Source organism: Rhodococcus sp. RCBS9 (genome assembly GCF_029457415.1).
GTDB classification, from domain to species: Bacteria; Actinomycetota; Actinomycetes; order Mycobacteriales; family Mycobacteriaceae; genus Rhodococcus_F; species Rhodococcus_F qingshengii.
This window is the reverse complement of the sequence record NZ_CP120422.1, coordinates 5,759,835-5,777,967: the sequence shown is the minus strand read 5'-3', so window position 1 is coordinate 5,777,967 and position 18,133 is coordinate 5,759,835. Positions and strand designations below refer to the sequence as shown.

Genomic DNA, 18,133 nt, shown 5'->3' with positions numbered 1-18,133 from the left:
GCCTAGTGGTTTTCGTCACAGCGCCGTTTCATTGTCGCCTGGAGCACGTCGCTTTCCCGCCCCCGTGGCGATGTTCGACTCACGATTGCGGGTCGGCAGTCGGCCCGGTTCACCGTTCGCAGGTAGCCTTGTGACCTGTGATGGGACGCCTGCTGGACCGAAGATTGATCGCAATAGTCCTGGTAGTGCTCGCTTTGTTCCTCGCAGCCCTCCTCGCCCCACATCCCACGGTGTCCCAGGTGCGAGAGTGGGCGGACTCGGTTGGCCCGGCGTTTCCCCTCGTGTTCTTCCTGGTTCATTCGATAGTCACCGTCGCGCCGTTCCCGCGCACCGTCTTCACGCTCAGCGCGGGGGTTCTTTTCGGCTCGGTGACCGGCATCGCTCTTACCGTGGCGGCAACGACTGTGAGCGCCGTTCTGGCCCTCTACCTGGTCCGCGCCATCGGCCGCGACGTCGTGTGGCAACGGATTTCGAGTCCGACGATCCGGCGGGTGGACGAGCGGATCGAAAAGCGGGGGTGGCTGGCCGTCGGGTCTCTGCGCTTGATCGCGTTTGTCCCCTTCTCGGTGGTGAACTACTGCTGCGGCATTTCGTCGATCCGGATCGTGCCCTACATCCTTGCCACCGTCGTCGGCATCTTGCCCGGCACTGTTGGGATTGTCGTTCTGGGCGATGCGCTCTCCGGCGAAGCCGATCCTCGTCTCCTGATTCTGTCCGGGATCTGCATTGCGATCGGCATCGCCGGTCTGGTGTTCGACGCTCGCCGTCAGCCTTCACCGGGCGAAACCATCGTTGACAACGGTCACCCCAAGAGGTTGATTTGATTGAGTCAACCCAAAACGATTGACTATTGAAAGTCAACTATCTAGCATTGACTAATGTTTGTACTGACGGTGGATCAGCGAGGTAGCCGACGGGATGTCGACCGCGTCGGGGACATCATCGACGACATGGCCGATTGCAGGCTCCTGCGGCCGTTCGAGCGCACAGCGGGCGACGAGATTCAAGCGGTGACCGACGATCCGGCGCTACTCGTCCTCGTCGCACTCGAGCTGATTCGGCGCGAGCACTGGAGTGTCGGGATCGGGATCGGTCCCGTCGAGCAGCCTCTCCCACGGCAGACCCGGGCCGGACGCGGACCGGCATTCGAAGCTGCTCGGATCGCCGTCGAGCGAGCCAAGCGAGCTCCGGCCAGAATTGCCGTCGAACAGGCGCCGGCGGATAGCTCACGCGACGAACTCGCCGCAGATGTCGATGCCGCGTTCACCTTGCTCGGAACGATCGTCACGAGACAGACGAAGGACGGACGCGAAGCCATCGCCCTGATGGACAGCGGACTCACTCAGGTCAGCGCAGCGGCCCACCTCGGAATCACCAAACAGGCCATGTCCAAGCGACTCCTGACAGCCGGGTGGCACGCAGAACTCGCCGGGCGCAGACTCGCAGAACGACTTTTGGTCAGACTCCAGCCCTAGACTGCTCACGCTCGCACCGGTACAAACTCGTCGACACAGCAGGGGGCTCGAATACATGGTCGTTCTGGCGTTGATCGCGCTCGCCGTCGCCGCCGCGGCACCAGCAGTTGCAGCGGCACTGGGACCGCTCAGTCGTGGTCGACTCGAAGTCCCCGAATGGGCGTCGTCCGTGGTGGCTCTTCCGGCGCTGGGTGTTGCCGCACTGGCATCGACCCGAACGACCCCGGTCACCGGTTTCGCTCTCGGGGCGACGCTTGTCCTGTGCGTACTTGCCGCCGCCACGGCCGGTGCACCGTTGGTACTTGCCACCTTCAAGATCGCTCGTCGCCAACCGGACGGGAGCCCGGCACCGGACGCCGGACCTCTTCGCGGCGGACGTGTGATCGGCATCCTCGAACGGCTCGCGGTGGCGGCATCGATTCTCGCAACCTGGCCGGAAGGCATCGCGATCGTCTTGGCAGTCAAGGGGCTCGCGCGGTACCCGGAACTTCGCGAACCTCATGCGTCCGAGCAGTTCATCATGGGAACCTTCGTCAGTGTCCTCTGGGCGATCGCCGTATGCGGAACGGGACGGGCACTCATCACGTAGGTGATGAGTGCCCGTCCCGATCAACGTTCGCTACGAGAGGCGTCTACTGGCGCTGGCCACCCTCGGGCGGCTGCCCCTGGTACGGGTACTTCTGCTGGAAATCTTCACGCTCGGGCGGCAGCGGCAACTGACCCGGCCAAGGATTTTCGCCCTGCTGTGGCAACGCGGGATCTACGAATCCAGGCTGCTCGGGCGCACTCTCACGGCGGTGCCTGACCGCAGCTGCCGGGTCTTCGACCGGTGTGCGTGCAGCAACTTCAGCAGCGCGCACTGCTTCCGCGATAGCCGGATCGGATTTGGTCTCGAACCACTCCGCCACCTCGGCTGAATCGTCCTCAGGATTGGGAAGATTCTCTTCGGCGGCCGGCGGCTCGTACCGGAAAACGCCATCCTGCCCTTGCGCGCCAAGCGTTTTGGCAAATCCCTTCAGCGCGTCACCGAAGTCGCTGGGTACGAGCCACACCTTGTTCGCATCGCCTTGCGCCATCTGCGGCAACGTCTGAAGATACTGGTATGCAAGCAATTCCGGAGTCGGCTTACCGGACTTGATTGCAGCAAAAACCTTCTCGATGGCCTTGGCCTCGCCTTGAGCCTGCAAGTACTTGGCCGCGCGGTCACCTTGAGCACGAAGGATCTGGGACTGACGCTCACCCTCGGCGTTGAGGATCGAGGCCTGCTTGTTTCCCTCGGCAGAAAGAATCTGGCTCTGCTTGGCACCCTCGGCGGTCTTGATAGCGGATTCGCGGTGACCTTCAGCCGTCAGAATCATCGCGCGCTTCTCGCGGTCCGCCTTCATCTGCTTTTCCATCGACTCCTGGATCGAGGGCGGCGGATCGATGCTCTTGAGCTCGACGCGGGCCACTCGCAGGCCCCAGCGACCGGTCGCCTCGTCGAGGACACCACGAAGCTGACCGTTGATGGAATCACGCGAGGTAAGCGTCTCTTCGAGGGTCATTCCGCCGACGACGTTTCGCAGCGTGGTGGTCGCCAACTGCTCGACGGCAGCGATGTAGTTGCTGATCTCGTACACCGCAGCTTGCGGATTGGTGACCTGGAAGTACACCACCGTGTCGATGGACAGTGTCAGGTTGTCCTGGGTGATCACCGGCTGCGGTGGGAAGGAGACCACACGCTCACGAAGATCCACCTTGGCGCGCACACGATCGGCGAACGGGATCAAGAACGTGAGCTGCCCGGACACCGTCTTCGAATACCTACCGAGCCGCTCGATCACCGCGGCTTCTGCCTGCGGTACCAGTGCTACCGACTTCGCGACCACCAAGATCACGAATAGCACCAACACACCGAGCACTATGAGTGCTGCCATTAAGGTCCCCTCCAGACGACTGCTGTTGCGCCGTTGATTTCCATCACCGTCACCTTGGTGCCCGGCGGGTACACCTCGGTGGTGTCGTACGGCCTGGCAGTCCACACCTCGCCGTCCAACTTGACCTGCCCGGAATGCTCGCCCACTTCTTCCAGAACCAGAGCGTGCTTACCTTCGAGTGCCTGTATTCCGGTCGGGGTCGGCGGCGGACTACCGAAGCGACGCAACATGATCGGTCGCACGCCCAGGACGAGGGCGGCGGAGAACACTCCGAACATGACGGCGTCGACCCACACCGGGAAGTCGGTGACAGCACTGACACCGGCAGTAGCGAGCGCCCCACCGGCGAGCATCAGCAGGAAGAAATCCCCCACCAGCGCTTCGGCCCCGGCGAGCACCAGTGCTCCGATCAGCCAAATAAGTGCAGCCACAACACCATCTAACCAGAATGTGTGACCCAGGCCGCCGCTACGTCAGTTCGGCTCGGTAACGAAATCGACAAGTTGTTCGACTGCACCGATCAAAGGAGCTTCCAGATCGCGGAAGCTCTCGACCGAGTTGTAGACCCGCCGCCAGCCCTCCTGAGGTGTCCCCCAGCCCAGTTCGCGGCAGATTCCCGTCTTCCAATCCTCGCCGCGTGGAATCTTCGGCCAGGAGGCGATTCCGACAGATTTGGGACGAACAGCCTCCCACACGTCGATGTACGGGTGCCCGGTCACCAACACGTCCGGGCCGAGGCCCTGAGTCAGTTGGGTTTCCTTGGAACCGGTGACCAGGTGGTCGACCAGGACCCCGACGCGGCGGCCGGGACCAGCCCCGAATTCGGCAAGCCGCTCCCCCAGATTGTCGAGTCCTTCGAGATGTTCGACGACAACACCTTCGACGCGAAGATCGTGACCCCACACCCGCTCGACGAGGGCAGCATCGTGTACTCCCTCCACCCAGATCCGGCTGGGCAGTGCCGTGCGGGCGCGTAAGCCTTCGACTCGCGTCGAACCCGAAGCCGACCGTGCGGGTTTGGTGGACACGGGCTTGGGGGCCGGGCGTACGAGGGTGACCGGTGCGCCGTCGATGAGGAAGGCCGCCTCGCGCATCGCGAACAACCGCGTTCGGGAACGACCGTCCTCGAGTCGCACGAAATCGCCGTCGTACGTGCGCTCGAAACCGACTACCGCACCGCAGAATCCCGTCGCCGCATCCTCGACGACAAGATCACGCTCGGCTGCCACTTCAGGCGTCACGCGCTTCTGTTTGCGGGTATGACCCGCAAAAATGTCACCGTATCCGTTGCCACCGCTCACGCCGGATCACGCTAGGTCACAACGCCGGGGCCGCGCATGTCGCCACGCCGAACTAAACTTCACGGTCATGAGTTCTCCCAGCGCAACCCTCACCGTGTGGGCAGCGTCATGGCTCGCCGGCGACGCTGCGCCGGACGACGTCATCGACGCCCTTGCCGCGTGGGCACCGATGCACCTGATCGGCGCCGCCGATGCGGAAACCGCGGTCCGCCACGATCTCGAATGGCCGGGAGTCACGGCTTCCGGTGTGCCCACCCTGCTCAGAATCGCGCGCTCGGAGGCTGCCGAGGTCCGCCTGGTCCTTCCCACGGCCGGTGATGTACGTGGTCTGCCCACCGGGACCGAGTTCGCGCGCGCTGCGATCGCAACGGGTGAAGGGTTACAGATCGGCGCCGTCGGCAAGCCGGGAGTCGGACTCGTGCCGTCGAAGGAAGGCCCGGACGTCCTGCGATGGACGGTCTTCTCCATTCCCACTGTGGCGGGCAGCGCCGAATCGATCGGACTCCGCGAAGCCGAATACGAACTGCGCCAAGCTGTTCGGGACGCAGCCGAGGTGCTCGGCGGGCTTCCGACCGTAGCCACCGGAATGCCTGGAAACGACGCTCGTACGCTGGTCGCCGAAGCCCTGCAGGCCCAGGCCGGACACCGCTGGCCGTCGACACTGTCACCTCGGCATTTACAGGTGATCGACACCGCCGACAACGTGGCAGCCATTCTCACCGTGGCTGCGTCGATATCGACCAATCAGGCCCCGAGCGTGTCCACTGCGCAGAGGCGTGACGACCTGCTGCGACGACTGTGGGACGTTGTTCGCACTGCCCGTGTCGCGTCGGCGAACAGCGTGTCGATCAGAGCTTGAGCACGAAGTTCCGGCGTTTCTCGGCAAACCCGTTGCGGTCACCGAACATGTCGATCTTCATCTCTTCGAGCTCACGCTCCTCGAAGGGCTCCACCGGATCACGTTCCAGTCGAAGACGTTTGCGCTCCAGCATCGATTCCAGCCGATCTCCTTCGAGCAAGTCGGTGGCGACCTCGCGCAACCACGCCTCGAACAGATCCGGCCGCCTGGGGCCGATCGCGTCGACAAGTCCGATGTCCAAGGCTCGACGGATGCCGATCGCACTGCACTCGGCCAGCAGACTGCGGGCCTGCTGCTCGCCGACCCGAGCCGGAAGTGTGTACGTGTGCAGTTCCGAGCCGAACAGGCCCATCGTGGCGTAATGAGGATTGAGAACCACACCGTCCCTGGCCACGACTACGTCGGCTCCAAGCGGGAGCATGACCCCGCCGGCACCGGCGTTGCCTGTGAATGCCGCCACCACAACCTGTTCCGTACAGGTGACGATCGCTTTCGCGATCTCGTTGATGGCCTTGATGTTGGCCCACGCTTCCCCGGCTTGATCCGACGCGGCCTCGATGACGTTGAGGTGGATACCGTTGCTGAATCTGTCGTAGTCACCCGTCAGGACAAGGATCTTGGTGTCCTGCGCGATCGCCCAGCGGAGCCTGGAGGCCAGTCGCGCGCATTGCTTCGTACTCATCGCACCGTTGTAGAAGCGGAACGAGATATATCCGATTTCGCCGTCGCGGTGATAGTCGGTCTCGGGGTAACGACTCTCCCAGACCTGTGGAACGAACACGTCCGGACGTACGACCGCGGTCGACGGAAGTTTGACATTGCCGGCGCCGACGAGCCGCGCATGTCCGATCCAAACGGAGCCCGCACCGGTGGCAACACGTATTGCCTGGTCGAAGTACTCGACGATGGTGCCGGGCGCTGCATCGACGTGGGTATCGAGGTGAGCGTCGTAGACGTAGACCCGGTCGAGCCCCAACTGAACGGCGACGCCGGGAAACCCGTCGGCGGCGTTGACGGCGCGGACGATGCTCGACGCGTCTTGCTCCCAGCTGAAAACGCGATCGGCCTGTTTCATGCTGGGCCTCGATCGGGTCGAAGCCACGGGCCGCGCAACTAGGTCCGATGGGATCGCCTGGAAGTCAGGAGTACGGAAATGTTCGACGACCTCCGTAATGCACTCCATCGCCGCGTCGGTGACTTCCTCGTTGTATACCGAGGATTTGGTTGCCCCGTTCCGGAGTTCGAACGTCCGCCAGGCCCACACCGGCCCGGCGTCGAGTTCCTCAGCGGCCTGCAATGCCGTGACACCCCAGATCGGTTCGCCATCGGTTATCGCCCAGTCCAGCGACGACGGCCCGCGATCTCCGGGCGGGCCGGGATGGATGATGATCGTCGTCCACCGCTGCCAAACAGATTCCGGGACATAGGCTTTCAAAAACGGGCAGATGACGAGGTCAAAATCTCCCGAAGAAGTCGCGGCCAGCACTGCGTCCGCGTCGGCGACGACGGCTGTACGGACTTGGTGTCCCGCCTCGCGAAGAACAAGACCGGCCCGCTGCGAGAGACCGTTGTCGGAGGTGACGAGAAGAAGCACGCTCAACGGTGGCGCGAAGGTCGTACGTGGGCGTGAGCGCCTGAACAGCGCCGCCGTCGCCGCTCGCAGACGGCCCCTGCCCGATACACCTTCACGTAGCTTAGCCGTTGCTACATCGCTGGAAATAGCCACAGAAGTCGTGAGCGCGGCCGATTTGGGCATCGGTCGTACTTCGGGGGTCGAAACCATGAATTCCTGCTCGCATGCTCGGGTATCTGCAGCGCAGACCAGACTCCCCCCAGAGCAGGACCGACGCACCGATAGATTGATTGAGGTATTTAGGGACTTTATACCTACCATCGGTTTGTTTCAATAGCTATTTTCAAGCAAACCGTTTGATCGATCAACCCACAGACTTGTGATTGATCGCGATATGGCGGTCGATGCGAATATGTTCATCCAGCGTCGGGTAGCGCAAACCGGTGTCCTGGCTGTACCCCTGACGGCGCAACCAATCCAGGACGTCGCCCCAGAACCAGATCCCCCCGGCAACCGAGTTGTACGGAATCGGGAAAGGCGTAGCCGCCTGCCGGACCCCTCGCACCCACTGCCCGACAGCTTGCCGCGTCACCCCCGCACGGTCGGCAATGTCCTGACGTGACACCAGATCGGGATGTGTCCGCTGGGGACGCACGCCTGCAGCCACCAACTGGTCCACCACGGTGATAGCCGTTGTCGCCGCTCGCATACCTTCCGAGGTGAGCGTCAGCAGCTGCAGCCCGCGTCGGTCCTCGACCCTTCCGCCCAAGCTCTCTTCGATCGCCTGCTCTTGCGAGACTGTCAGCATCTGAACGATGAATGTGAATTCGTAACGGTGATAGAGGTCTTCGGCCACGCAATGAACATAGCCGTAAGCTGCACTGTTTCCACATGGACACACCCGGGTCCCGCCCCCGCACGCACAATGGGCAGATGATCGACGTGGACGACAGCCAGTTCGAGGACATGGTCAAGCGGGCGCTCGACAGCCTGCCACCGAAATTGGGTGCGGAGATGGCCAATGTCGCAGTGACCGTTCAACTCGAAGGTGGACAACCGGGGCTACTCGGGCTGTATCAGGGCATCCCACTGACCAAGAGAACCACCACGTACGCCGGCGTCCTTCCCGACCGCATCACGATCTACCGCAGGGCCATCTGTGCGATCTGCAGCACCGAAGACGAGGTGATCGAGCAAGTTCGCCGAACAGTGATCCACGAAATCGGCCACCACTTCGGGATCGGAGATCCCCGGTTGCGTGAACTCGGATGGTGACAACCGACTCATCTACAAGTCGGAAATCAGCTAGAGGTTGATAATCGGCGAATTGTCATGTCAGCTGTACCAAGCCCGCAACAATTGAACACTTACAGGAGTTCGCATGGTCAATTTGATCCAGATCGCCCCGAAGAATGCCCCGACGTTCGCGATGAGCCGACAGAAGGCCGCAGAACTGCTGGGCATCTCGGTCGACAGCGTCGCGTTTCTCCTCAAGTCTCGCTATCTCCCGGATCTGGACGCCGGTCGGTTGATCAAGATGGCCAACCAGCCCTGGTTGTACTCGGACGGCGACTTTCCCGTCCTTCAGCAGGGCGCATCCGAACTTGCACCCAAGAAGATGCTGCCCGCACGTAAGTACATCGGCGAGAGCGCAATTCACTCCGACGCCGAATGCGTGGAGGCCAACCAGGGGCAGTGGGCGGGATTCAACGTCGACCATGTGCTCGGCGCCCGCTTCCTGCCTGTGACGCTGCGCAAGTTTCCGGTGTCGGTGCTGCAGATCCACGACGTCAACGACGACGACGAAGAACGCGTCTCGTTTGTCGCGACCCTCGCCGGGCGAGTCCGCGAACTGGGCGCGCCCGAACTCAACTACATAGACCCGTCACTGAGCCCCGAGGATCGACAGATCGTCGAGACGCTCCTCACCTCGCGCAGCACGTCCACCGTTCCCGGGCCCTGCGGAAAGCTCAAGCATCCGAACACCTGAGCGCCGGACCGTCAGCGGGGACGCTGAACGGCCGCGCAGCAATTGACCGCACACGAGAAACCGTTGGTGGTCGAGCCGAGCAGCGGCTCGACCCCCAGTCGCAGTGGCTGCTCGGCCTCGGTCAGTTCCCGAACGAGCGTGGGCACCAGCTGCGCAAAACGCTGATCGCGGCCGGGCGTTGCTGCCCGAACGAAATCCATCCCGAGTTCGGCTGCCTTGTCCTTGGCCTCGGTGTCCAGGTCCCACACCACTTCGAGGTGATCGGAGACGAAACCGACGGGGCACACGATCACGGCGCGAACATCCTTGGCGGACAACGTATCCAGGTGATCACAGATGTCGGGGTCCAGCCACGGAACCTGCGGCGGGCCTGATCGCGACTGCCACACCAGATCGAAATCCTCGGCGCCGACGGCCTCGGCAACCAACTTCGCGGCCTCGGCGACCTGTCGACTGTAGAGGTTTCCGCCCTCTGCCGGCGGCCCTGCATTGCGGTCTGCGGCACTCGGTACCGAATGCGCGGTGAACACCAGGCGCGCAGTATCGCGAGTCGGTTCGGGCAACTCTGCGCGGGCCGCGCGCACACCGTCGGCGAACGCGCCGACGACCAGCGGATGGTCGTAGTACTGGCGAAGTTTTGTCAGCGTCGGTGCGCCGTCACCGACCGCCTCACGGGCGCGGGCGATGTCCTCGTGGTACTGCCGACATCCGGAGTAACCACCCCACGCCGACGTGGCGAACACGGCGGCGTTGCGGACACCGTCCTCGCGCATCTTGGCAACGGTGTCTTCGACCATCGGGTGCCAGTTGCGGTTGCCGAAGTACACGGGCAAATCCACGCCGGCTGCTGCCAGCTCACCTTCGACCCGTTCGATCAGGTCTCGGTTGAGCGCGTTGATGGGCGAAACTCCACCGAAATGCATGTAGTGCTCGACGACGGCGTCGAGCCGCTCCGGTGGCACTCCCCTACCGCGCGTGACGTTTTCGAGGAACGGCCGTACGTCTTCGGGTTTTTCGGGACCGCCGAACGACAAAACGAGAAGAGCATCGAACTGCATGTCCATACTTACGGTCATGAGTTCAATCTTGCGCGATGCCGTTCGGCGGGAGTCACCCGGGTACTCACCTGCGTAGTAGAAGGGGTGCTACTAGCCGACCATCGCGTGGAAGCCGCCGTCGACGTAGATGATCGACGCGGTCGTGCCGGGCAACCAATCCGAGAGAACGGTGCAGACCGTTTTGGCGACCGGCTCGCGATCGTCGACGTCCCAGCCGATGGGCGCAGCACCGTCCCATGCGGTGTTCAGCTTGTCCAACTCCGCGCCCGGACCGGTGCTGTCGCCGGCAATGGCCTTGGCGGCCAGGGTCTTGATCGGGCCGGAGGACACCAGGTTCGAGCGGATGCCGCGGACGCCGACCTCTTTGGCCACGTACCGATTGACGGCCTCGAGGGTTGCCTTGGAGACACCCATCCAGTTGTAGAAGGGCATTGCGCGTGCCGGATCGAAGTCCATTCCGACGATGGACGCGTTGTCGTTGAGCACCGGCAGCAAGGCCTTGGCCAGTGCGCTGTACGAGTAGGCGGACACCTCGAGTGCGACCGCCACGTCTTCCCACGGCGCGTCCATGAACGGGCTTCCCAGGCAGGAGCGGGGAGCGAAGCCGATCGAGTGGACGACGCCGTCGATACCCTCGGGAGCCAGCTCGCGCACACGCTCGGCGAGAGAGGCGAGATCCTCCGAGCTCTGGACGTTGAGCGAGATTGCCGGCGGCACGGGCTGCGGCAGGCGCTGGGCGATGCGGTCGATGAGGCGCAGACGATCGAATCCGGTGATCAGTACCTTCGCGCCCTGCTCCTGCGCGACCTTGGCCACGTGGAACGCGATCGACGAATCGGTGATGATGCCGGTGACAAGAATGGTCTTACCCTCGAGCAAGCCGCCCATGAGATGTCCTCCTGATTTCAGACGTACGAGAAAGGTGTGTGTACGAAAAGCGGGTCAGTGCCCCATGCCGAGTCCACCGTCGACGGGGATGACCGCACCCGAGACGTAGGCCGAATCGTCGGAGGCGAGGAAACTGACAACTGCTGCAACATCTTCCGGCTTTCCGGTCCGCTGCAACGGGATGAACTCGGTGGCCTTGTCCTTGACGTCGTCGCCCAGTGCTGCCGTCATGTCGGTCTCGATGAACCCGGGAGCGACGACGTTGGCGGTGATCGAACGTGAGCCGAGTTCCCTTGTCAGGGAACGAGCGATACCGACGATGCCTGCTTTGGACGCGGCGTAGTTGACCTGGCCGGCTTGTCCTGCCAGACCCACCACAGAGCCGAGGAAGATGAACCGTCCGAAACGCGCGCGCAGCATCGACCGGGTCGCACGCTTCGAGAGGCGGAACGTACCGGTGAGGTTCGCGTCGACGACGCTCGTGAACTGCTCTTCGCTCATTCGCATGATCAGTGTGTCGTCGGTGACGCCGGCATTGGCGACGATGACCTCGACCGGCCCCTGGTGCGCTTCGACCTCTTTGAACGCACGGTCGATCGACTGGGTGTCGGTGACGTCGCACACGACGCCGAACAACCCTTCGGGGACACCGGAACCGCGGTGCGTGACGGCTACCTTGTGGCCGTCTGCGGCGAGCCGCTGAGCGACGGCCAAGCCGATTCCGCGGTTACCGCCGGTGACGAGCACCGAGCGAGGTGTGGTGACGGTCCGTTCGGAAACCACTGTCGTGGGAGGGGTAGACATGGCGATCAACCTATCAATTCTCTGCGGGCCGCGTACCAGCGGTATTTGGACAATTCGGAACTGCTCTCGATCAGGGCAGACGCTGCCTGCGTACCAGGGCAATCGTCAGACCAGCGGTCGCGAACACGACGCCGAGGACCAACCACGGTCGACTCGCGTCTCCTCGTGTCGTCTCGAAACCGATCTGCTCTTCGAGCGTGTCGTACACCTGGCGCAGTTCTTCGAGGCTCGATGCCGTGAAGAAACTTCCGCCGGAAAGGTTGGCGATCTCCTTCAATGACGCGTCGTCGACCGGGACGGGGATTCGGTCTCCTTCGATCTCGACTCGCCCGTATGTCGTTCCGAAGGAAATGGTCGAGATCGGAACGCCCTTGTCCTTGGCCTGACGGGCAGCGGTGAATCCGCCCCGCGGATCGTCCGAGTTCTCGGGAACGGTCTGCTTACCGTCGGACAGCAACACGATGCGCGCCGGTGGCGCCTGGTCGCTGCCGCCGAGAACAGCCGACAGCGTGTCGATCGACTGCAACGAGGTGAAGATCGCTTCGCCCGTCGCCGTTCGCTCACTGAGCTTGAGGTTGTCGATGGCGACCTTCGTCGCGTCACGATTCGTGGTGGGCGACACCAGAACCGAAGCCGTTCCGGCAAATGCGACCAACCCGAGGTTGATGCCGGGAGTCAGACCGTCGGCGAACGACTTCGCAGCTTCCTGCGCTGCTGCCAATCGCGTCGGCTCGACGTCGGTGGCCTGCATCGACAGCGACACGTCGATCACGAGGATCACCGTGGCACGGTTTCGCGGGACCTTCTTGTCTGCCGTCGGACCGGCAAGGGCGACGGTGAAGAACACCAATGCGATGACCATCAGAATCGCCGGAATATGACGCCACCGCCCGGGCCGCGAAGGCGCGACCTTCTCCAACAGTGCGAAGTTCGTGAACCGAAGTGTGTGCTTGGCTCGCTGCTTCTGCACGAGTACGTAACCGACCACCAACGCGGCGATGACAGCGAGGAACAGCAGCCACCACGGTGCGGTGAATTGAGAAAGACTCACGAACGAACGCCCCCAGTTCCGGCGCCGGCACCATAACTGTGTCGGCGTGCCGAGATGAATCTCACGACGTCGGCGATCCAGTCCCGATCGGTGTGCAGGGACATGAGCGGTGCGCCGCAACGACGTAGAGCTTGCCTGACCTCGACGCGGTGCTCGGCGGCGACTCTGGCGAAGTCGGCGCGCAATTGCGGCGTCGTGGTGAATTCTCTGGTCCGGCCGGACTCGGGATCGTGGAGCACCACGTCGCCCACGTCGGGCAGTTCGAGGTCTCGCGGATCGACCACTTCGACACCGAGCACGTCGTGCCGTCCTGAAATGGCGCGCAGCGAGCGTTCCCAGTCGATCGGTCCGAGGAAGTCACTGATGACCACCGCCAGTCCGCGCCGACGCTGTGGGCGTCTGAGCGCTTCGATCGCGCCGACCAGATCACCGCGTACCCCGTCCGGCGCGTGCGGAGTCGTCGCGATCTTGCGGAGCATCGCCTGTGCGTGAATTCGCCCACCGCGGGCCGGAATTCGAGTTGTCTGTGCGCCGGTCGAGATGATGGCGCCGACGCGGTTACCGCCCGAACTGGTCAGGTGAGTGATCGCCGCGGCTGCGGCGACGACCAGGTCGCGCTTCTCGCATCCGGCGGTCCCGAAGTCGAGACTTGCGGACAAGTCGATGACGAGCCACGTCTCGAGCTCACGATCTGCGACAGACTGACGCACGTGTGGGTGCGTCGTCCGTGCGGTGACGGACCAGTCCATCTGCCGCACGTCGTCGCCCGGCTGATACTCGCGGGCATCTCCCGGCTCCGAACCCGGACCGGGAATCAGGCCGAGATGATCGCCGTGCAGCACACCGTCGAGGCGACGGCGAACCGTCAGCTCGAGGGTGCGCAGCGCAGCGGTGAGTTTGGGGTCGCTGAGCTCGCCGGATCGGAACGACGGCGGAGAACCGGTGGATCCGGCGGGTGTCGCCTGGCCACCGTCGCGGCCTTCGGTCACTGCGGGCGACTCATCGTCTCAGCGGTCGCGATCGGCGCGCCGTTGCCCTGCGGATTAGCTGTGCCCTGTGGGTTAGCTGTGCCCGGTGCGTTGAACTGCGGTGCCTGCGGTGCGCCCTGCTGGGGCGGACCGGGAACGGTAGGAACCGGCCGCGCGGCGATCTGCGGCAGTCCGACGGTCTGCAGCACCCGGGCGATGACGGCGTCGGGAGTCACCTCGTCGGCCATGGCGTCGTAGGAAAGAACGAGGCGGTGACGCAACACGTCCGGGATCACCTCGATGACGTCCTGCGGCACTACGTAGTCGCGCCCGCGGACGAGAGCGAGAGCCCGCGACGCGGCGATGATGCCGAGCGTCGCGCGGGGTGAGGCGCCGTACGCGATCCAACCTGCGACGTCCTCGAGTCCGACCTCACGCGGCGTACGCGTAGCGGCGATGACCCGGACAACGTAATCGACGAGCGCGTGGTGAACGAAGACGTTGCTGGCGACGCGTTGGAGCCTGACCAACTCCTCCGGACCGAGGATCTGGTGCGGCTCCGGAGCCGCGACGCCCATCCGGTAGACGATTTCGCGTTCTTCCTCCACTGTCGGGTAATCGACGAGGATCTTGAACAGGAAGCGGTCGCGCTGCGCTTCGGGGAGCGGATAGACGCCCTCGTTCTCGATGGGGTTCTGCGTCGCCATCACCAGGAACGGATCGGGCATGTGGTACCGCTTGCCACCGATCGAGACGTGGCGTTCTGCCATCACCTCGAGGAGCGCGGACTGCACCTTGGCCGGGGCACGGTTGATCTCGTCGGCCAACACGAAGTTGGCGACGACGGGGCCGAGTTCGGTGTCGAACTCCTCGCGGCCCTGACGGTAGATGCGCGTGCCGATCAGGTCGGTGGGCACCAAGTCCGGGGTGAACTGGACGCGGGAGAACGAACCGCCGACGACCTTCGCGAAAGTCTCGACGGCCAGCGTCTTGGCGACACCGGGTACGCCTTCGAGGAGGACGTGCCCCTTGGCGAGAAGTCCGACGAGAATGCGCTCGACAAGCCGGTCCTGCCCGACGATGACTCGCTTGACCTCGTAAATCGCTCGTTCCAAGGTCTGAACGTCGGCTGCCAGGGAAGGTGCTGCTCCGTCCGCACTTCCACTCGCCTTGCTTACGTCGACCGTTCCGACCGAATCTTCACGTGAGGTCACCAAGAATCCATCGCTTTCACCTAGAAAAGTACCGACAGTAACGTGTTCCCCGTCAACTATTCCAGGTAGTTGCGCTCGATGCCGTAACACCACGTCGGGAACTTGATACTTCCCTGACAATGCGGGTGTCAGTGGCATTTCCTCTGACGGTCAGGACACCAGTCGGACGGCGTACGGCGTCATTCCACCCCACCGAACCGGTGAGACCATGACACTCGAACCGGATTGTGGTGCCTCGAGCATCTGACCGTTACCGAGGTAGAGCGCCACGTGTTGGCTGGCGTTGGGGCCGTAGAAGATCATGTCGCCGCGCTTCATCTCCGAAGACGGAACCTGAGTGCCTGCGGTGTACTGGTAGCCGGTGTAGTGCGGCAGCGAGATCCCGATGCCGGCAAAGGCATAAATCATCAAGCCGGAGCAGTCGAACCCGACCTTGTTGAAGTCGCCGTAACTGTCAGCGACGCCGCCGTCACGGATGCCTCGCGTCGGACCGTTCTCGTCGCCGCCGCCCCAGGCATACTGCACGCCTAGCTGAGACATTCCGCGGTCGATGACGGATTCGATTGCAGCGCTTCCGGTGACGGAAGGCTTCGGAGTGGTGGGTTTCGGCGTCGTCGGCTTCGGGGTGGTGGGCTTGGGCGTCGTGACCGTTTCCTCGTCGGTGCCGGTCTCTTCGTCCGTGCCTGTTTCCTCGTCGGTCCCTGTTTCTTCGTCAGTCCAGGTGTCGTCGTCCGGGATGACGGTCGGAGTCGGGTCTTCGACCGCGGTGTGCGGACGCTGGGCTGCTGCCAGTGCGGCAGCTCGATCCTTGGCTGCCTGGTCGGCTGCGGCACGGGCGGCGGCCTGAGCGGCCGCTTCCTTGGCAGCGGCTTCGAGAGCCTTCTGATGAGCTTCCTCGGCGCGGCGCTGTTCGTCCCAGGTCGCGTATGCCTGGCGTTGACCCTGCAAGCCGGCGACGGCGTTGCGGGCGGCGTCGAGCTGAGCCTGGGCAGAGTTGCGCTCGGCTTCGATCGCGGCCTTCTTGGCTACCTGCTGATCGAGAGCGTTGCGCGCGATCTGAATCGCCTGCTCCGCCAGATCCTTCAGCTGCGCGGCGACCTCGGCGGCGGCATCGGCCTGCTGCTTGGCCTGGCGGGTCGCGGAATCCTTGTTCGCCTGCTCGGTACGTGCTCGCTGGAGACCGTCGAGCACTGCACTCTGCGTATTGGCGAGAAGCTTGAGGACCTGGGCGCGGTCGAGAACGTCGCCAGGACCCTTGGCGTCGAGGAACGACGAGATCGACGCAGTATTGGTGCCCTTGACGTAGCTCGAGCGTGCGTACTTGTCGAAGTCCGTCTGAGCGACCTCGATCTGCGCCGACGCGTCCTTCAGAGCTTGTTTCGTGACTCCGACGGCCTGCGCTGCGGAGTCTGCGGCGCCGCGAGCGTTCTGCAGATCCACGAGAGTCTTGTTGACGTCTTCACGCTTGATCGCAACTTCGTTGTCGAGTGCCGACAACTGTTCGTTTGCCGATGCGACTTGATTGATGAGCGCGCTGACGGTGCCGACGCTCGACGAGACCTGCGAATCTGCCGCGGCGATATCCGAGTCACTCGGATTCGGCGGCGGTGGCGGTACGGCCGAGGACATGGCCGGCGTCCCGACGATCAGGGATCCGACGACGCCGAATCCGATGACCAGTTGCGCCAGGCGCATCGATTTACGGGAAGGACCACGACGGGACTCGCCGCCACGTGTTACTTGCCTCACAAATAACTCTCCCTCGCGTGTAACGCCACGGCCCGCTGGGTCGCCGATCCGTGCGGGGAGGGAATGCGCAGACCAAGCACCGGTCGCCCACAACCCGAGAGCTGCTCGTCGACCTGGACGTGTCGTACGAACGCCACCGTCGACACCTCGAGAACAAGGCAACCGACAAGTACGCGTCGAACAACATCAGCCTGTCTGCGACACTTCTTCCCCAAAAAGTGCCAGTTGTACCGTACGACACTCAAGCGTTCTTTGGAAACTTTAGCCACAAATAACACAAACGGTATTTGAGCTGGTCGAATGGCATGCAGGCACCAAAAAGGGCAGGTACTCACCGCAAACAGCAGTGAGTACCTGTTTTCGACGAGTTACTGAAAATCTCGCAAAAGGACCAAGGTCAGACGGAATCGGCCCGGTGGTCGGATGGTGCTGGTGTTTCCGAAGTCGAGGCGATATGTCTGGTTTGCGCGTTTTCTGGCTCTCGCCGCCACTTGACGGCAAAGGTAATTCCGGCAATAACCGCCACCACTGCGATGACAAGGACCGTGTAAAGCGTCCACGGCGGACCTGGCGCCACGATCTCGTGCGAGAAGCGGTCCGCGGTCACGCTTGCGCTTTCGCCGAAAGATCGGTCCTGTGCAGTTTCGAGCTGCACTCGACTGATCGAATCGCTGTAGCTACCCATCCAGTCAGGGCTCAGAACGAGAACCGTTCCGCCTTCTGTTTTGCCGACCGTCGTGGCCAGGTCTCGAAGATCGGACGGCCGGCCCGGATTTGCGTCGACTACTACGACGCTCAAGTCGACACCACGTTCACGAGCGTCGGTCACCACCGCGGTCAGCCCCGCAACATCATCCGCGGGGGCGGAGACGCCGTCCGTCGAAATGTCCGCGAGCACGTCGTCGAGATCGACGTCCGACGGAACAGCGACGTGCAACGGGGACTTCACGTGCACAGGCGCAAAAGCGTGATTTGTAGGAGCAGACATCTCTCATCCGGGTGCTGTTCGGATTCCGTCCACCGCTGAGATGCGGGGAGTTCTTCCGAGGTCGTTTTTCGGCGGCCGACCCGCGACGGGCCTGCATGCACCCTACTTCAGGTCGACTGCCACCAGGCGTCACACACAACCGCCGCGCGTGCCGCCCGAGCGGTAGCTGTGGGTGCGGTCACCCAGCCAAGCCTGCGTTGCGCAGGCCCGCAGTCTGCATGAAGATTGTTTCGGTCAACTTGCCCTGAATTCTCACAGGACAAGCGTACTGTTAGACTTGGACCAAGAGGTACCACCGG

The 18,133-nt window shown here is 63.3% G+C and carries 19 protein-coding genes; 6 read left to right on the top strand and 13 right to left on the bottom strand.

The genetic code is table 11. From position 1 onward, the window contains the following. Positions 1–140: 140 nt before the first annotated feature. Genes P0M12_RS27145 through P0M12_RS27135 form a run of 3 tightly spaced genes read left to right on the top strand, consistent with a single transcriptional unit; the run spans position 141 to position 2,064 of the window. The gene (locus tag P0M12_RS27145; protein ID WP_277377936.1) at positions 141–824 is read left to right on the top strand and encodes a TVP38/TMEM64 family protein; all 684 of its coding nucleotides are present in this window, start codon (positions 141–143) and stop codon (positions 822–824) included. A 54-nt stretch (positions 825–878) separates the two neighbouring features. Continuing rightward, complete coding sequence (locus P0M12_RS27140) at positions 879–1,475, top strand: hypothetical protein (protein ID WP_042449124.1); 597 nt, start codon at positions 879–881, stop codon at positions 1,473–1,475. A gap of 55 nt (positions 1,476–1,530) precedes the next feature. Further along, entirely contained in the window at positions 1,531–2,064 is a 534-nt protein-coding gene (locus P0M12_RS27135) for a hypothetical protein (RefSeq protein WP_003944797.1), read from the top strand. A gap of 43 nt (positions 2,065–2,107) precedes the next feature. Here the strand turns inward: P0M12_RS27135 and P0M12_RS27130 are convergent, their stop codons facing one another. From P0M12_RS27130 to P0M12_RS27120, 3 genes are read right to left on the bottom strand one after another with little or no spacing between them, the layout of a single operon-like run. Continuing rightward, positions 2,108–3,391: an SPFH domain-containing protein gene (locus P0M12_RS27130; protein ID WP_030536387.1), complete on the bottom strand. Its 1,284-nt coding sequence runs from the start codon at positions 3,389–3,391 to the stop codon at positions 2,108–2,110. Beyond that, on the bottom strand, positions 3,391–3,822 hold the full coding sequence (locus P0M12_RS27125) for an NfeD family protein (RefSeq protein ID WP_003944877.1): 432 nt from the start codon (positions 3,820–3,822) through the stop codon (positions 3,391–3,393). Before P0M12_RS27125 ends, P0M12_RS27130 begins: the two co-directional genes overlap by 1 nt. 42 nt (positions 3,823–3,864) lie before the next feature. After that, the gene (locus tag P0M12_RS27120; RefSeq protein ID WP_277377103.1) at positions 3,865–4,692 is read right to left on the bottom strand and encodes a DUF3097 domain-containing protein; all 828 of its coding nucleotides are present in this window, start codon (positions 4,690–4,692) and stop codon (positions 3,865–3,867) included. Between the two features lie 67 nt (positions 4,693–4,759). On the opposite strand from P0M12_RS27120, the gene P0M12_RS27115 reads away from it, so the two are divergent. After that, positions 4,760–5,551, top strand: a complete 792-nt coding sequence (locus P0M12_RS27115; protein ID WP_058038783.1) for a hypothetical protein — start codon at positions 4,760–4,762, stop codon at positions 5,549–5,551. On the opposite strand, the gene P0M12_RS27110 is transcribed toward P0M12_RS27115, so the two are convergent. After that, positions 5,541–7,334: an enoyl-CoA hydratase-related protein gene (locus tag P0M12_RS27110; RefSeq protein ID WP_277377102.1), complete on the bottom strand. Its 1,794-nt coding sequence runs from the start codon at positions 7,332–7,334 to the stop codon at positions 5,541–5,543. The genes P0M12_RS27115 and P0M12_RS27110 overlap by 11 nt on opposite strands. Before the next feature lie 154 nt (positions 7,335–7,488). Continuing rightward, positions 7,489–7,980, bottom strand: a complete 492-nt coding sequence (locus P0M12_RS27105) for a hypothetical protein (RefSeq protein ID WP_030536391.1) — start codon at positions 7,978–7,980, stop codon at positions 7,489–7,491. Positions 7,981–8,057: 77 nt separating this feature from the next. Here P0M12_RS27105 and P0M12_RS27100 point away from each other — a divergent pair, with 77 nt between their 5' ends. Beyond that, on the top strand, positions 8,058–8,399 hold the full coding sequence (locus P0M12_RS27100; protein WP_277377935.1) for a metallopeptidase family protein: 342 nt from the start codon (positions 8,058–8,060) through the stop codon (positions 8,397–8,399). A 106-nt stretch (positions 8,400–8,505) separates the two neighbouring features. Next, positions 8,506–9,114, top strand: coding sequence for a transcriptional regulator (locus P0M12_RS27095; protein ID WP_007727873.1), 609 nt, complete (start codon positions 8,506–8,508; stop codon positions 9,112–9,114). Between the two features lie 11 nt (positions 9,115–9,125). On the opposite strand, the gene P0M12_RS27090 is transcribed toward P0M12_RS27095, so the two are convergent. From P0M12_RS27090 to P0M12_RS27055, 8 genes are all read right to left on the bottom strand, one after another. Further along, positions 9,126–10,190 carry a ferrochelatase gene (locus P0M12_RS27090; protein ID WP_277377101.1) on the bottom strand — a complete coding sequence of 355 codons (1,065 nt, stop codon included), beginning with the start codon at positions 10,188–10,190 and terminating at the stop codon, positions 9,126–9,128. Positions 10,191–10,262: 72 nt separating this feature from the next. After that, entirely contained in the window at positions 10,263–11,060 is a 798-nt protein-coding gene (gene inhA, locus P0M12_RS27085) for an NADH-dependent enoyl-ACP reductase InhA (RefSeq protein ID WP_003944803.1), read from the bottom strand. A gap of 54 nt (positions 11,061–11,114) precedes the next feature. Next, positions 11,115–11,864: a 3-oxoacyl-ACP reductase FabG1 gene (fabG1, locus tag P0M12_RS27080; protein WP_081557866.1), complete on the bottom strand. Its 750-nt coding sequence runs from the start codon at positions 11,862–11,864 to the stop codon at positions 11,115–11,117. A 70-nt stretch (positions 11,865–11,934) separates the two neighbouring features. Then, the gene (locus P0M12_RS27075; protein WP_003944878.1) at positions 11,935–12,915 is read right to left on the bottom strand and encodes a VWA domain-containing protein; all 981 of its coding nucleotides are present in this window, start codon (positions 12,913–12,915) and stop codon (positions 11,935–11,937) included. Further along, the gene (locus tag P0M12_RS27070; RefSeq protein WP_003944991.1) at positions 12,912–13,904 is read right to left on the bottom strand and encodes a DUF58 domain-containing protein; all 993 of its coding nucleotides are present in this window, start codon (positions 13,902–13,904) and stop codon (positions 12,912–12,914) included. The genes P0M12_RS27075 and P0M12_RS27070 overlap by 4 nt, the downstream gene beginning before the upstream one ends. Continuing rightward, positions 13,901–15,019, bottom strand: coding sequence for a MoxR family ATPase (locus P0M12_RS27065; protein ID WP_223304533.1), 1,119 nt, complete (start codon positions 15,017–15,019; stop codon positions 13,901–13,903). The genes P0M12_RS27070 and P0M12_RS27065 overlap by 4 nt, the downstream gene beginning before the upstream one ends. Positions 15,020–15,247: 228 nt before the next feature. Further along, complete coding sequence (locus P0M12_RS27060) at positions 15,248–16,792, bottom strand: NlpC/P60 family protein (protein WP_058038779.1); 1,545 nt, start codon at positions 16,790–16,792, stop codon at positions 15,248–15,250. Between the two features lie 451 nt (positions 16,793–17,243). After that, positions 17,244–17,834 carry a DUF6676 family protein gene (locus P0M12_RS27055; protein ID WP_021332993.1) on the bottom strand — a complete coding sequence of 197 codons (591 nt, stop codon included), beginning with the start codon at positions 17,832–17,834 and terminating at the stop codon, positions 17,244–17,246. Positions 17,835–18,133: the final 299 nt, after the last annotated feature.